The organism is Mycobacterium sp. NTMscope_Eco_3 (genome assembly GCF_976985685.1).
In genome coordinates this window covers 5,245,249-5,259,390 of record NZ_CDRJYZ010000001.1, presented here as the reverse complement: position 1 = coordinate 5,259,390, position 14,142 = coordinate 5,245,249, and the positions used below count along the sequence as shown (strand labels likewise).

The following is a 14,142-nucleotide window of genomic DNA, read 5'->3' as shown; positions in this document are numbered from 1 at the left end:
GGCAGAGCTCAACCCATCCACTGGCCGCCGGCAACGTCGATGGTTTGCCCGCACAGGTAATCGGCCGCCTCGGACGCCAGGAACGCGACCATGTTGGCGGCCTCTTCGGGCAACGACGCGCGCCCCAGCTGGACCTGGTGCGTGATCGCTTCCTGGATGGCGCCGCGGCCGGCGCGTTGTTGGTCGTCCTGCGGATCGAGCAGGTACTGGCGCAGCTGCGGGTTGATCATGATGCCCGGCGCCACGCCCAATACATTGACACCGCGCGGCGCGACCTCGTGGGCGAGGTTCCGGGTGAACCCGATGACGCCGGCCTTGCATGCGTTGTAGACCACCAGGCCGCGCTGCTGGATGCGTCCGCCGACCGACCCGATGTTGATGATCTTGCCCGAGCCCTGGTCGAGCATGTGCTGCAGAGCAGCGTGCGCGCCGTACATCATCATGGTCAGGGAGCCCAGCACCGTGTAATCGATGTCTTGCTTGGTCTGCTTCTCAAAAGGGCCCGCGGCCACCATCACCGGGTTGTTCACCATGATGTCGAGCCCGCCGAGTTCGTCGTGGGCCTCGTCGACCGCGTCGTGCACCTGGTCCCAGTCGGACATGTCGGCCCCGACGGGGATGGCCCGCACGCCCCAGCGCTGTTCGACCTCCTTGGCGCGGCGTTCGACCTTCTCGAAGGTGCGGCCGATCAGCGCGACATCGGCGCCGCAGCCGGCCAGCCGGTTGGCGGTCGCCTGCCCCAGGCCGTCGCCGCCGGCGCCCGTGACGAAAGCCTTCTTGCCGGTCAGGTCCATCAGGTCGGTGACGCGCTTGCCGACAATGTGCTCGGGCAACCGATCCAGCCCGAGCAGCTGCACCCAATCCTGTTGGTCCTGAACCGTCATCATCGACCTTTCCTCAGCCAGACCGGAACGGCATCGCCGCCCCACCTGGCTGACGATATGGCGGCTTCATGGCCAGGAGGTAATACCGATTCGGGAAATCAATCATGCCGAATTTGTATGCCTGATAGAGATGGACGATGGACACCCACCGGCTCAAGTACTTCCTGCGGATCGCGGAGGAAGGCTCGATCACCCGCGCGGCCGCGGTGCTGGGCATCGCCCAGCCCGCGCTCAGCCGCCAGATCCGGCTGCTGGAGGAGGACCTGGGCATCACGCTGTTCGAGCGGACGCGGCGCGGGGTGCGTCTCACCGAGGAGGGCGAACGGCTGCGCTCCTCCACCGCCGCACCGCTGCGTCAGCTGGAGCTGGCGGTCCGGTACGCGGCATCACCGTTGGCGCGCATCGAGCGTGGGCTGCTCTTCGGCATGGTGCCCACGGCCGCCGGCGTTTTGACCGCACCGCTGGCGGCGAGCCTGGGAGCCGCGTTCCCCAACGTTCATTTCCACATCGCCGTCGCCGAAACCGACGACCTGGTGCAGCGCCTGCTCAAGGGGGCGATCGACTTGGCGGTGATCAACCCGGTCGCCGACGACCGGCTCTTCTTCCGGCACCTGGTGATCGAGGACCTCGTGCTGGTCGGGGGACCCGCGTCGGAGCTCTCGCCCGCCAACCCGATGCGCTTCACCGACCTCGCCAAGCTGCCGCTGGTCATGCCCAGCGCACAGACCGGCATTCGAAACACCTTGGAGAACACCGCGCTTCGGCTCAAAGTTGCCCTCACGGCCCGCTTTTCGACCGATTCGGTGGAGGTGTCCAAGCATCTGGTCGAGGCTGGACTCGGCTATGCGGTGCTGCCGATGGCGGCGTGCGGCGCCGAGGTGGAGGCGGGACGGCTGCGGTGGACGTCGATCTGCGAACCCCAGCTCAACCAACAGCTCGGCGTGGCTGCCACCGCGGCGCTGGAACTGCCCCGCGAATTCGCGGCGAAGATCGGGATCGTGTTGCGCGAAGAGGTCGCACGGTTGACCAAATCCGGCTTCTGGCCGGCGCGTTTCGAGCCGTCGCCGGTGTGGGATCCCAACATTCCCGAGCCGCAGAGCTAGACGGGATTACGCTGCCGGATAGCGGAAGGAGATTCGCAAATGACCGTCACCGTTGTCGACCGGGGACCCCGCCAGGTGAGCCGCAGGGTCGAAGTCGCCGCCCCCGCCGCCGAGCTGTACGCCATGGTCGCTGATCCTCGGCGTCACCACGAACTCGACGGGTCGGGCACGGTGCGCGACAACATCACCATGCCCGCGCAACTCCTTGAGGGCTCGAAGTTTTCGACGCACATGAAGATGTTCGGCCTGCCCTACCGCATCACCAGCACGATCACCGCCCTGACGCCCAACGAGGTGGTCGAATGGCGTCACCCGCTGGGTCACCGCTGGCGGTGGGAATTCGAGGCGCTGTCACCAACCCTGACGCAGGTCACCGAGACGTTCGACTACCGCGATGCCGGTGCGCTGAAGAACAAACTGAAGTACTACGAGCGGATGGGCTTCGCCAAGGCGAACGCCTCGGGCATCGAGGCGACGCTGACCAAACTGCGGGATCGCTACGCGGGCTGATCAGCCCGCCACCGGATCGGCTGCGTCCCAAGGCATCACGCCGGACACCCAATGGCTCAGTTCCGAGGCCTGGTCGTTGCGGTGCAGATGGCGCGGGGGCGTCGCGTAGGTGGAGTAGGGCCGGCAGCGGATGACGACGCGGTTCTCGCGTTCGCACATCGCCTCGATGTCCGGGCGCGCCTCGTCACCGAGTGGCTGGCCGGACATTCGGCCACCAACCGCCATCATCACGTCGACCGCCAGATCCCGGTCTTCGACCACGGTGGCGTCGGCGTAGACCTGCAGGTAGGCGAACGGCCACCGCTCGTCGAGCACGCACAGGCTCACTTTGCCGTCGCGTTCGACGATGCGGGCCTTACCCCTGCCGGCCATCGTGGAGACGAGCAATTCGTCGGCGTCGGTGGGGATGTAGTACACGACCGACATGGCGGGGCCGTCGTTACGGCGACGGTAGCCGAACACGCACGTGCGGTGGGTGCGCACGAACTCGCGTCGCTCGGAGGGAAGCATGTCGCGGTCGGTCGGAGCGACGAACGGTTCCGCCGCCAAGGGGAGGAGCATGACGAATTTTCCTTGCTGTCAAGGGGGTTGAACCGCACAATAATTACGGATACAGTGTCTCCGTAATGTCCGACGATGTCAACCGCACGCCGCACCGGTCCCGCGGCCGCCCGGCCCTCCCGATGGACCGCATCCTGCGTGCGGCCGTCGAACTCCTCGACGAGCAGGGGGCCGACGCACTGTCGATGCGGTCGCTGGCCCAGCGCCTGGAATCGGGCACCGCCACGCTGTACCGTCACTTCTCCAGTCGATCCGAATTGGTGTCCCAGGTGATCGACCACATACTCGGTGAAGTCGACCCGGACGCGCGGGCGTTGGCCGCTTTACCGTGGCAGCGGGCGTGTATCACGTTGGCGCAACACATGTTCGATGCGCTGCGCAGGCATGGCAATGTCGCACCGCTGCTGATCGAATACACGCCGACGGGACCGAGCGCGTTGGCCAATCGCGAGCGGTGCCTGGCTGTCCTGCTCAACAACGGCTTTGCGCCGGCGGTCGCGGCTCACGCCTACGCCACGCTGGCCCGTTACGTGCTGGGTTTCGCGATCCAACTGTCCGCAACGACGGCCGGTGAGCAAGCGGAACTCTCGGCGGCGTTTCACCGGCTCGATCCGTCACGCTATCCCGCGACCGTCACCGTCGCCGACGACCTCCCCGTTCCGCTGGCCGACGAATTCGCTTTTGGGTTGCGGCTCATCGTCTCCGGGCTCGAACGACTGCGCGAGTGAACGGTTTCGCGGCGCGAACCGTGGCTTGGGTGGACGACCGCGTTTCGCCGCCGAAAGGACATTCCTCGATGATCGATCGCACGCTGAGCCGAGGGGGCCAACTCCTAAGCCGCTACGGCCTGGTCTTTGTGTTGGCGTGGATCGGAGTGGGCAAGTACGTGAAGATGGAATCGCGCGTGCTCATCGAACACAGCCCCTTGATGAGCTGGCTCTACGACGTCTTCAGCGTCACCCTCGTCGCGCGGGCGCTCGGAACGATGGAAATCGTTGCGGCCCTTCTCATCGCGCTGCGGCCATGGTGGCCCCGGGTTTCGGCGGCGGGCAGCGCGCTGGCGGTGGTGCTGTTCCTGGGCACGGTCAGTTTCCTGTTCACCACCCCCGGCGTCGTCGCGACCCATGCCCACGGGATTCCGGTGCTCTCGGCGCTGCCCGGCCAGTTTCTGCTCAAGGATCTGGTACTGCTCGGGGTTGCCGTGTGGACGCTGGGCGATTCGCTGACCGTGGGCGCCGCCACCGCACGGGCATATCCCGCCTGCAGCGACTGACCATATAGTCGTGGCCACCGCGAGGAACCCGAACCCCGTCATCCGATGGGCCTATACCGAGAGTGGATCCACCGCGGCGGCACGCGACCGCGGAATGACGCACACCCGCCCGATGGTGAAACACGGTGTGCGCACTCATCTTCATGCTGAGCTGGCCGCTGACGCCCTGGCCCGCTCGGTCATCGAGGCGATCACCCCGCCGTCGTTGAGGATGTCGGTGCCGGTGAGATAGCCGGCCTTCTCGCTGGCGCAAAAGGCGAGCAACTCCGCCATTTCCTCCGGCTTGCCCCACCGCGGAACGGCGGCGTCGGCCACCATCGCGCCCGCTCCCGCCTGCTCCTCGAGCCTGCCCATCTCGGTGTCGATCGAACCCGGGGACACCGAGACAATGCGCAGTCCGCGCGCGTTGAATCGTTCCGCCTGTGACTGGCTGTACCACTTCACGAAGCTCTTGCTCAGGGCGTACGCGAGACCCGACCGCGCTTCCTCGGGGGCGATCTCGCAGGCGGTCATCATGGCGTCCATGAAGGCACTAGTGTCGGGGCCGTCGTTCAGTGCCAGCGGAAATTGGCCTGTCGGAATGATTTCCGCGGGCAGCATGTGCGCCGCCATCGAGGCCACGTTGACGATCACCGCGCCCTCGCCGGCGAGCGCGTAGAACTCCTCGTCGACGTTGACGGTGCCGACCGCATTGGTCCGCATGACGTAGTCGGCGGGTCCCATGCTCGGGCTCACGCCCGCGGCGTGAATGACGGAGACGAGGGTCCCGAGGTCGGCCGCGGCGCCGAGCAGGTCCGCGACGGCGCGCCGGTCGGTGACGTCACAGTTCACGACAGTGGGAGCGATCCCGAGGTCTTGCAGCGTGGCGGCGGCGGTCGTCAGCCGGTCCTGCCGGACGTCGCAGAGCACCACGGTGTGGTCGCGCCCGACGATTTTCGCGGTGGCCAGGCCCATGCCACCCGCGCCGCCGGTGATTACGGACACTCGATTCATACCTGGACCGTATACGGCACGTGATCGTCCGGCGTTACGGGTCGTGCACCGGATGTAACGGTTGGCCGCTGTGGCGGACGGCGGTCCCGAAGAACGGCGCCCGGATGGTGGCGGGCAGGTGGCGCCGGTAGCGGATCAGCGCGACGACGGCGACCGCCGTGTAGACGCCGCAGAGCAGCAGCCGGCCCTGCGTCGAGACGATCGGGAACTGCACGACGAACAATCCCAGCAGCGCCAACGCCGCGCCGCGGTGGAAACGCAGCGCCAGGATCAGCGCCACGCCCATCATCGTCTGGGTCGCCGTGAGCAGCATTTCCTCCACCTGGCGCGAGTCGAGGTGCAGGGAGAACCCGCCGCCACCGAGCAGGTGGGAGATCGGCAGCGAGCCGATCAGCAGGGTCCACTGGTTGACCTTGGAGGAGATCAGCGTGGCGATGGCCGCCGTGCCCTTGCCCCGGGTGGCGAAAATGGTCGCGATGATGAACTCCGGGGCCTCCGACGCCAGCGGCGCCAGCCACTGGACCAGCAGGAATCGGTTGACGCCCAGTTCGGTACCCGCGGCCACCAGGTTGTCGGCAAACGGCTTGGCGCACAGCAGAATCACCGCGCCCGAGGCAACGAAGAGGCCGACCACGGCGATGCGCCTGCGGCGGTCGGGCAGTTCGCCGAGCGCGGCGGCGGTGCCGATCAGGTCGGGCTCCTCGACTTCGCCGTGGCCGAGCTTGTAGAGGTAGAACCCGAACCAGGCCAGCAACGCCAACCCGAGCCCGAGATGAATCTCTCCGCTCGCCGGCACCGCGAACGCGATGACGCCGGCGATCAACAGGAATCCCAGTTCGACACGGTTTGCTGGCTCCAGCGTCAGGCCGCTGGTTTTGCCGGATCCGGACTTGCGCGCCACCACGATGCTGACCAGAACCACGACCGGCCAACCCAGTCCCATCAGGAGTCGGTTGGACCCGGTCATGTTGGCGGCGGCGTACTGCGTGTATTCGGCATTGTGGCCGGAGACAAAGGCGTAGTAGAGGTCGACGGCGTATTCGGGCAGGACCGCGATCAACGCGAGCAGCGCCGTCGCCAGGCCGCCGGACACGTCGATCTGGGCGGCCTCGGCGGCCCACGCCAGCAAAAAGCTGGCCGCCACTACCGCGGCCCCGAAGATCAGCAGGGCGGGCACCGCTCCGACGTGCAGGCCCGCGACCCGGATGACGACGGCCGGGGCGACGAATGCGCCGGTGATCAGCCCCGAACGGGTCAGGGTGCGGCGCCGCCACTGTGCCGTCAGCGTGACGTCGGCCGCGGGCCTGTCTATGGCGAGCATCGTCATCCTTCGCGGGAGCGGCGATCGGGGTGGTGGGTACTTCGGCTCGGTTGCCGTGACGAACTGATTACCCAAGCTACCCGGCACGCACACCGTCAGCAACGCGGTGGGTGGGCAAAGTCGGCGACTCGCCCAAGCCCATATTTGCTGACCAGGGGGCTATGAACGCAAAAGTTAGGCTGCCCTGATTTCGAACTTTGGCAAACCTCGCCACGATTAGTATGACGCGCAGCGAACGGTTCGGGTTCCGCTAGTCGTCCGGGCCCATGGCCGCGGCGGCGGCCTGGGCGAAAAGCTCGACGGCCTGGTTGCGGCTCAGCGACCCCAGCAACTGCGCGGCGGCGCGCATCGTGTCGCCGACCATCAGGGTCGGGCCGTTGCCCAGGTTCTCGAAGGCCTCGGCGATCACGTCGGACACGGCCGCCGCGTCCGACGGCGCCTCGTCGGGCGAGCCGATCTGGCCGCGGCTGTATTCGAGCGCGCGCAGCGCGGGTGTATTCGTCTTGCCCAGGATGAGGCCCAGGACGTCGACGCCGTTGGTGTGCAATTCGGACCACAACGCCTCGGCGAAGACCATGTCGAAAGCCTTGGACGCGCCGTAGGCGGCCATGTTGGGCCCACCGGCCAGCCCGGCACCCGAGCCGAAGAGGACGATGCCGCCGCTGCCTCGCTGGACCATCGCGGGCGCGAAGTGGTGGCACAGCTGCATGGGCACCATGCAGTTGCGCTGCACCATCGCCTCGGCGGCCTCGATCGAATTGGCAAGGAACGGTGTGAAATTCGGGTCCGCGCCCGCGCAGTAGACGAGCATCCCGATCTCCAGGTCGCCGGTGGCGGCGGCGATCGTCGCCGCGGCGCCGGGTTGCGCGAGATCGATGGCGACAGTGCGGGTTTGGGCCGACGTCTTGTTCTCGATGTCGGCCGCGACGCTATCGAGGACGCTTTGCCGGCGCGCGAGCAGGACAACGTTGACCCCGCGTTCGGCCAGTCCTTCGGCGAACGCCGCACCCACGCCGTCGGACGCGCCGGCCACCAGCGCCCACGGCCCGTACTTCGTCGCGAACGTCATCTACTGGGCCCCGAACGTAGCGACGCGCACCTGCGTGAACCGGCGACGCGCAATGCGCCATCCCTCGGCGGTACGCACGATCTCGTCGTCGTAGAAACCCCATGCGTTTACGCCGGCTTGGTTGTCGCCGAACATGATCACCGCGTCGACATAGGTTCGGGCGGAGGCTTTCTCGCCGTCGACCGTGATGACCTGGTTGGACAGCCGGTGCAGGGTATGACCCGCCATCGCGTGCGTCTTGTCCATGAAGTCGGTGACTTCGTCCACACCATTCCAGCGGCCGATCTCGCCGTAATCGAGTTCGCAGTCGTTGGTGAACACGGTGCGAAACAGCGGCCAGTCGCGCCGGTCGATGCCGGTGGCATAGCGCACCAGCAGGTCCGAAATGTCTTGCCGGTCTTCTCTTTCGCTCACGGGCGATCTCCATTCGGACGGACGATGATCCGGGGCGGACCGTCGGACCTGCGGGCCAACTCGAGGGCGTCGGGTACCTCGTCGAGGCCGATGATCTTGCCGACGCTCGGTAACGGGTCCAGCCGCCCCGCCGCGATCGCGTCGAGCGTGCCGTACCAGTCCTGCGGGTGCGGCCCGCCGCCGAACTGAATGGTCACGCCCTGGCGGGTGGCGGTGGTGATGTCGAGGGTGTCGCCGGTGTACCAGCCACCCGCACAATAGATTCGGGTGCCCATCTCGGCGGACTCGACCAGATTCTGGATCAACCCCGGGGCGCCGACGCATTCGAAAACAACGGCCGGCCCGGGCAATCCGCGCTGCGCGCGGACCTCGTTGAACGCGACGAACGGGGACTTCTGGGCGGGATCGACGAGAACATGCGCGCCGAAGCGGTCGCGGGCCAACTCACGCCGGTCGGACTTGTAGTCCGCCACGATGATGGGCTCGACGCCGCGGGCGGCCAGGGCGGCGACGGCGGAAAGTCCGATCGCCCCCGCGCCGATGACGATCGCGACCTCCCCCTGTCGCGGAGCCGCCGACCGCACGTAGAACTCGCCGACGGCGAACGCGTCGGTCAACGCGACGGCGTCGCTGGACACGTCACCGGGGACTGGCTTGGCCGCGACCTCCGAAACCACCAGCAGCTCACCGAAACTGCCCTGCGCTTCGGGATGCTGGCCGATTATGCGCATTCCGCCCGCCCCGCCGTCGACCAGGCGCACCGGCATGGCCGTCACGCGCGTGCCGGCGGCGAACTGGTCGGTGCAACCGGGGCCATGCCCGATGACCTCACCCACGAATTCGTGACCGAGCACGATGTCGCGTTCGGTGTCATAGAGCGAACGGCCGGTCGAGTCGTCGATGGCGAGTTCCGGGTGGTCCATGAAGTGCACGTCGGAGGCGCAGATCGCGGTGCTCAACGTGCGCAGCAACAACTCGCCCTGGCCGGGCTCGGGGTCCGGCGTCTCGCGGACCTGCAGCCGACCGTTTCGCAACACCACTGCGCGCAATGCGTTAACTTTCTCGAATAATCGATATAGAATCTCGAATGTTCGTACAACTGTAAAAATCCGGGAGCGAAGGAGTCAAGCGATTCGCGGATCGACCTCAGCGCCGACCGCGCGGGTGCTCGATGTCGTCGAGCTCCTGGCGCGGTCCGGAAACGCGCGGCTGCGGTTCTCCGACGTCGTGCGCGAGCTGGATCTCACGCAGGCGACCGCGCACGCCATCCTCAAGACGTTGTGCGACCGCGGGTGGGCCAGTCGCGATCCGATCGCCAAGACGTTCGCCCTGGGGCCCGCGCTCACCGTGGTGGCCGCGCGCACGGACACCGCGCGACCGCTCGCCCATGCGGCGCGCGCGGCGGCGCTGCGCCTGTCCCGTGAGGTCGGCTACGCCTGTTCGGTGGTCGAGAAGTTCGGCGACTCCCTGGTGGTCACCGCCTTTGAGGGCGAGCCCGCCACCCAGCCGTCGGGAATACCGGGCGACCGCATCCCGTACGCGCCGCCCTTCGGCGTCGCGATGGCGGCCTGGGACACCGACGAGGAACAACGCGCCTGGATCCGCCGCGGCGCGGGCAGCAACGCCGATCGCACGCAGCGCCTGCAACAGGTCCTCGCGCACACGCGGGAGCGGGGATTCGACATCGACTGGACGACGCCGGCACTCGCGCAGGCCGTCCAGGTGGTCGGGACGTTGGACAGCAGCGAGATGCCGACGCCGGTGCGTCACATCATGGACCAGCTGCTTGCCGAGTTCACCACGATCGGCTTCCTGTCCGACGACAACCCCGGACGCCGGAAGCAACCCGTGGCGACCATCGCCGCACCGGTTTTCGATGACCGGCGCCGTGTGTCCCTGATGGTGGCCGTGCACCCGCTGTGCCCGCTGAGCGCGCGGCAGATCCGGGACATCGGCGAACATCTGACCGACGAGACGACGGCACTGAGCGGCTCGCCACCACCAGCGGGGTAGCCCCGCCTCGGAGGCGAAAAGGCATGGCAGATAAGGCCGCGCTTCTGACGCCCATGTGCGCGCCCCCTTGCGCGCCCGGGCACCCGCAGTCGATGATCGGCCATGCCCAAAGAACGCGGTCTCAATCGCTGGGAGCTGGTTACCTGCGCGCTCGCGGGACACGTCACCTATGCGCCCGACGAGCACGCGCTCGCGCAGCGCCTGAGCGGAAACACCGGGCTGGGCGAGGTATGGCGCTGCTTGCGGTGCGGTGAATTCACCGTCGGCCCGCCGCACGGACGCGGCCATGCCGAAGACGCGCCGATGATCATGCGCGGCAAGGCATTACGCCAGGCCATCATCATTCGCGCCCTGGCGGTCGAACGCTTGTTCCGGGCGGTGGTGATCGTGCTGGCGGCCTACGCGGTGTGGAAGTTTCGCGGAGCGCGGGGCGCCATTCAGGCCACCCTCGACCGGGACCTGCCGATTTTCCGCGCCGCAGGCTTCAAGGTCGACCAGATGACCATCGTGCACGAGCTGGAAAAGGCGCTGGCCGCCAAGCCGTCCACCCTGGCGCTGCTGACGATGATGCTGGCGGGCTATGCACTGCTGGAGGTCGTCGAAGGCGTCGGCCTGTGGCTGCTGAAACGCTGGGGCGAATACTTCGCGGTGATCGCCACCTCGGTCTTCCTGCCGCTCGAGATCCACGATCTGGCCAAGGGGATCACGATGACGCGGCTGGTGACGTTCACCATCAACGTGGCCGCGGTGATCTACCTGCTGGTCTCCAAACGCCTGTTCGGTCTGCGCGGCGGGCGTAAGGCCTACGACGAGGAACGACGTGGCGAGCAGCTGCTCGACGTCGAGCGGGCCGCGACGAGGACCTGAGCCCGCGGCCCCGTTCGCTATTCCGCGGCCCGCCTGGGATGAATGAAGATGCCCTCGGCTTCCACGGTGACGCCGTGCTCGTCGGCGAGGTGACCGACGGCGAATGTCTTGACGCCCTCGACGCGCTCGACATGAGCCTGGGCCCGCAGTGGCCGTCCCAGCGCGGTGGGGCGCCGGTATCGCAGGGTGAGTGTGCCGGTGAAGGCGGGCCTGTCGGGCTGGTGCGCGGTCGCGCCGAGCACGTGGTCGAGCACCAGCGCGCACACGCCGCCGTGCACGGTGTCGGGCGGGCCTTCGTAGGCGGCGCCCAGGACGAACTCCGACCACACCAGTCCGTCGGGCTCGTGATGGATGACCAGCGGTGGTGCGATCGGGTTGCGCAGGCCGACCACCGCGTTGCCCCACGCGATGGTCTGTCCATCGGGATTCCGGTGTACGCCGAACGGACCGGCCTTCAGCGCCTCGCTCAATTCCGCTGCGGCACTGTCGATCTTGGCTGTGGCTGCCGCCACCGCCGCGGGGCCGGCCTCGGTGCGGATGCTGACGTCGATGAGCCGGCGGAGCGATTCGGCGAGCGGCGCGTAGACCGACTCGAGCCGGCTGAAATCGACGCAGGGCGTTTGGTCATGCATCTTGGCAACTTAACTCAGGTGCCCACCCACCGGGCGGCGCCCCTCGGAGCATCCGACCGGCCGGGCATACTGCCCTGGGACGGAGGAGTCAATGGGAACCTATGCGATCACCGGGTCGGCTTCGGGGATGGGGCGCGAGACCGCGCAGCGCCTCCGGGACGGCGGACACACCGTCATCGGTGTCGACATCAAGGACGCCGACATCGTCGCCGATTTGTCGACGCCACACGGGCGTAACGAGGCCGCCGAGCGCGTCCTGGACGCATCGGGCGGCAGGCTGGACGGTGCCGTGCTGGCGGCCGGTCTGGGCCCCAGCCCGGCCCCGGACCGCGTTCGCCAGATCGCCCAGGTCAACTATTTCGGGGTCGTCGAGTTACTGATCGCCTGGAGGGGCGCACTGAGCACCGCCGGGCGCGCCAAAGTCGTTGTGGTCGCCAGCAATTCGTCGACCACCATGCCCGTGGTGCCGCGCCGGGCCGTCAAGGCGCTGCTGGGCCACGACGCCGGCAAGGCGTTGCGGTCGGTGCGGCTGTTCGGACCGGCGGCGCCGTCCATGATGTACGGGGCCTCGAAAATCGCTGTCAGCCGTTGGGTGCGGCGGCATGCGGTGCTGCCCGAATGGGCAGGATCGGGCGTGCGCCTGAACGCCCTTGCGCCCGGTGCGATCATGACACCGCTTTTAGCCGAACAGTTGTCGGATCGACGGCAGGCCAAGGCCGTTCGGTCGTTCCCGGTTCCGGTCGGCGGGTTCGGCGACGCGGGACACATGGCCGACTGGATGTGCTTCATGCTGTCGGACGCCGCCGATTTCTTATGCGGCGCCGTCATATTCGTTGACGGCGGCACCGACGCGTACTTTCGCCCTGACGACTGGCCGAAGGCGGTGCCCGCACGCCAACTGTTCGGGTACCTGCGCCGGTTCAGGCGCTTTCAATAAACCCTGCTGTTACGTGCCTTTCGTTGCGCCGGGAATGTGTGCTATCCCACACACGGCTTTTCGCGGCGTTCACCTCGGCGCGGCGTCCCCGCAAAACGGCTGTGGTGCAATTGAATGAATCGGCGCACGGCCGAAAAAGCAAAGGATCAACTGTGACCGCACTTCCGTCCTGGGTCAGCCAGGGCTCTGCCAACCTCGACGTGGTCGCCCCGCTGAAGGCGCGCGCCTGCGACGCGCTGTACGCGGTCCTCGGAAGCAAGCGCCGCCCGGCGGCCACCGGCCCGCGCATCATGCCCAGGGGCGTCGAACGCTGCTGACGCCGCGTCGGGCAGACTGGGCCAACGGTGCCTGAATACGCGAAGCACGACGAGTACTGGAATCACAACTCCGCCTATCACCCTTGGCTGGTCGGCATCGCCGCGCGGCGTCGCGGTGATGTCCTCGACGTCGGCTGCGGGGAAGGGCTGCTGGTTCAGCGGTTGGCCGCGGTGTCACGCAGCGTCGTCGGCATCGATGCCGACCCGATGTCGGTGTGGCGCGCCGCGCAACGATTGCAGCCCGTCGGCAACGCGGCGGCCGAACATGTGCGATTCGAGGACCTCGATGAGGCCGAGCGCCGCTACGACCTCATCACCTTCGTGGCCAGCCTGCATCACCTGCCGCTGCGGGATGCGCTGCACAAGGCGCGTCAAATGCTGCGGCCCGCAGGGCAATTGGCCGTCGTCGGGCTGTCCGCCAACAAGAGCGTTGCCGACTGGATGTGGGCCGGCCTGTGTCTGCCGGCGGCCCGCGCCGGGGGATTGCTGCATCGGGAGATCCGCGACATCGGCGTGGCCGTCGCCGATCCCCGGGAGGGTCTCGACGAGATCCGGCGCGTCGCCGGCGAGGTCCTACCCGGAGCCGTCATCCGCCGGGGCCTTTACTACCGATACCGCCTACTCTGGCGAAACCGCTGAATTCGCGGCCCGTTCGCGTTCGCGCCGGCGCGCCCGCGACGCCCGCAGATTGACGGCGTTGCCGCAGGTCTTGACGTCATGCCAGACCCCGCTGTTGTTCTTCGAGCGGTCGTAGAACGTCGAGCCGCACCGGTGGTTGTGGCACTGCTTGATCCGTCGCCAGGTGCCGGCCTGCTGGCTCAACAAGATCTCGCCCCACAGGGCCGAGGCCAGCCAACGCCAACCGCTGCCGTTGGGCTCGAGCCGCACCTCACCCGCGTCGGACAACGCGAAGGACGCGGCGACGGCGTCGGTGGCCCGCCCGCTCGCCGGTTCTCCGGCAACAAGTTTCGCGATGGCGTCCCGCAGGGCGCGCAGCTTGACCAGATCCGCCCCGTTGAGCGTCGGTGGGTCGGCGGGGATGCCGCGCACGGCCGCCCAAGCGCGCACCGCGCCCGCCGTCCACCGGACGGCCGGCTTGGTGTCGGCCAGCAGATCCGGTCCGTACCCGTCGATGGCCCTCGTGTTGAGGAAGTCCTGAACCAGGGCGAGGCCCCCGGGTGCCGCGGCGCAGCCATATCGCTGTGACGCAGTCCACGACAAAGACATAGGCTAATTCTACTTGGCTAT

The 14,142-nt window shown here is 67.7% G+C and carries 18 protein-coding genes; 9 read left to right on the top strand and 9 right to left on the bottom strand.

Annotated features, from left to right (window positions below; translation table 11 throughout):
* Positions 1–8 precede the first annotated feature (8 nt).
* Positions 9–884, bottom strand: a complete 876-nt coding sequence (locus AC0KTM_RS24455; protein ID WP_238957423.1) for an SDR family NAD(P)-dependent oxidoreductase — start codon at positions 882–884, stop codon at positions 9–11.
* Between the two features lie 137 nt (positions 885–1,021).
* Here AC0KTM_RS24455 and AC0KTM_RS24450 point away from each other — a divergent pair, with 137 nt between their 5' ends.
* Together AC0KTM_RS24450 and AC0KTM_RS24445 are read left to right on the top strand one after the other, a co-directional pair.
* Entirely contained in the window at positions 1,022–1,987 is a 966-nt protein-coding gene (locus AC0KTM_RS24450; protein WP_238957201.1) for a LysR family transcriptional regulator, read from the top strand.
* 39 nt (positions 1,988–2,026) lie between these two features.
* A complete protein-coding gene (locus AC0KTM_RS24445; RefSeq protein ID WP_238957200.1) occupies positions 2,027–2,497 on the top strand; it encodes an SRPBCC family protein in 471 nt (156 codons plus the stop codon).
* Here the strand turns inward: AC0KTM_RS24445 and AC0KTM_RS24440 are convergent, their stop codons facing one another.
* On the bottom strand, positions 2,498–3,058 hold the full coding sequence (locus tag AC0KTM_RS24440) for a pyridoxamine 5'-phosphate oxidase family protein (protein WP_472416917.1): 561 nt from the start codon (positions 3,056–3,058) through the stop codon (positions 2,498–2,500). It abuts the gene before it with no gap.
* 122 nt (positions 3,059–3,180) lie between these two features.
* On the opposite strand from AC0KTM_RS24440, the gene AC0KTM_RS24435 reads away from it, so the two are divergent.
* Together AC0KTM_RS24435 and AC0KTM_RS24430 are read left to right on the top strand one after the other, a co-directional pair.
* The gene (locus tag AC0KTM_RS24435; protein WP_238957422.1) at positions 3,181–3,786 is read left to right on the top strand and encodes a TetR/AcrR family transcriptional regulator; all 606 of its coding nucleotides are present in this window, start codon (positions 3,181–3,183) and stop codon (positions 3,784–3,786) included.
* A gap of 68 nt (positions 3,787–3,854) precedes the next feature.
* Positions 3,855–4,331, top strand: a complete 477-nt coding sequence (locus tag AC0KTM_RS24430; RefSeq protein ID WP_238957198.1) for a YkgB family protein — start codon at positions 3,855–3,857, stop codon at positions 4,329–4,331.
* A gap of 141 nt (positions 4,332–4,472) precedes the next feature.
* Here AC0KTM_RS24430 and AC0KTM_RS24425 read toward each other — a convergent pair whose 3' ends face one another.
* The 5 genes from AC0KTM_RS24425 to AC0KTM_RS24405 all read right to left on the bottom strand — a co-directional run bounded on the left by AC0KTM_RS24425 (position 4,473) and on the right by AC0KTM_RS24405 (position 9,168).
* A complete protein-coding gene (locus AC0KTM_RS24425) occupies positions 4,473–5,324 on the bottom strand; it encodes an SDR family oxidoreductase (RefSeq protein WP_275254230.1) in 852 nt (283 codons plus the stop codon).
* A gap of 34 nt (positions 5,325–5,358) precedes the next feature.
* Positions 5,359–6,651: a sodium/calcium exchanger protein gene (locus AC0KTM_RS24420; protein ID WP_238957197.1), complete on the bottom strand. Its 1,293-nt coding sequence runs from the start codon at positions 6,649–6,651 to the stop codon at positions 5,359–5,361.
* A 244-nt stretch (positions 6,652–6,895) separates the two neighbouring features.
* The gene (locus tag AC0KTM_RS24415) at positions 6,896–7,714 is read right to left on the bottom strand and encodes an SDR family NAD(P)-dependent oxidoreductase (protein ID WP_238957196.1); all 819 of its coding nucleotides are present in this window, start codon (positions 7,712–7,714) and stop codon (positions 6,896–6,898) included.
* Complete coding sequence (locus tag AC0KTM_RS24410) at positions 7,715–8,128, bottom strand: nuclear transport factor 2 family protein (protein ID WP_472416915.1); 414 nt, start codon at positions 8,126–8,128, stop codon at positions 7,715–7,717. It abuts the gene before it with no gap.
* Positions 8,125–9,168, bottom strand: a complete 1,044-nt coding sequence (locus tag AC0KTM_RS24405; protein WP_238957194.1) for a zinc-binding dehydrogenase — start codon at positions 9,166–9,168, stop codon at positions 8,125–8,127. The genes AC0KTM_RS24410 and AC0KTM_RS24405 overlap by 4 nt, the downstream gene beginning before the upstream one ends.
* Before the next feature lie 124 nt (positions 9,169–9,292).
* Here AC0KTM_RS24405 and AC0KTM_RS24400 point away from each other — a divergent pair, with 124 nt between their 5' ends.
* Positions 9,293–10,141, top strand: a complete 849-nt coding sequence (locus AC0KTM_RS24400) for a helix-turn-helix domain-containing protein (RefSeq protein ID WP_238957193.1) — start codon at positions 9,293–9,295, stop codon at positions 10,139–10,141.
* Between the two features lie 102 nt (positions 10,142–10,243).
* Complete coding sequence (locus tag AC0KTM_RS24395; RefSeq protein WP_238957192.1) at positions 10,244–11,008, top strand: DUF2127 domain-containing protein; 765 nt, start codon at positions 10,244–10,246, stop codon at positions 11,006–11,008.
* A 17-nt stretch (positions 11,009–11,025) separates the two neighbouring features.
* Here AC0KTM_RS24395 and AC0KTM_RS24390 read toward each other — a convergent pair whose 3' ends face one another.
* Positions 11,026–11,640, bottom strand: coding sequence for a PaaI family thioesterase (locus AC0KTM_RS24390; protein WP_238957191.1), 615 nt, complete (start codon positions 11,638–11,640; stop codon positions 11,026–11,028).
* 91 nt (positions 11,641–11,731) lie between these two features.
* Here AC0KTM_RS24390 and AC0KTM_RS24385 point away from each other — a divergent pair, with 91 nt between their 5' ends.
* The 3 genes from AC0KTM_RS24385 to AC0KTM_RS24375 all read left to right on the top strand — a co-directional run bounded on the left by AC0KTM_RS24385 (position 11,732) and on the right by AC0KTM_RS24375 (position 13,533).
* The gene (locus tag AC0KTM_RS24385) at positions 11,732–12,577 is read left to right on the top strand and encodes an SDR family oxidoreductase (RefSeq protein WP_225327921.1); all 846 of its coding nucleotides are present in this window, start codon (positions 11,732–11,734) and stop codon (positions 12,575–12,577) included.
* Between the two features lie 152 nt (positions 12,578–12,729).
* The gene (locus AC0KTM_RS24380; RefSeq protein WP_225327920.1) at positions 12,730–12,894 is read left to right on the top strand and encodes a hypothetical protein; all 165 of its coding nucleotides are present in this window, start codon (positions 12,730–12,732) and stop codon (positions 12,892–12,894) included.
* 27 nt (positions 12,895–12,921) lie between these two features.
* Positions 12,922–13,533 (top strand): class I SAM-dependent methyltransferase, encoded by a 612-nt coding sequence (locus AC0KTM_RS24375; RefSeq protein ID WP_225327919.1) that lies wholly within the window; start codon positions 12,922–12,924, stop codon positions 13,531–13,533.
* On the opposite strand, the gene AC0KTM_RS24370 is transcribed toward AC0KTM_RS24375, so the two are convergent.
* Positions 13,513–14,121 (bottom strand): CGNR zinc finger domain-containing protein, encoded by a 609-nt coding sequence (locus AC0KTM_RS24370; RefSeq protein WP_238957190.1) that lies wholly within the window; start codon positions 14,119–14,121, stop codon positions 13,513–13,515. The genes AC0KTM_RS24375 and AC0KTM_RS24370 overlap by 21 nt on opposite strands.
* Positions 14,122–14,142 lie beyond the last annotated feature (21 nt).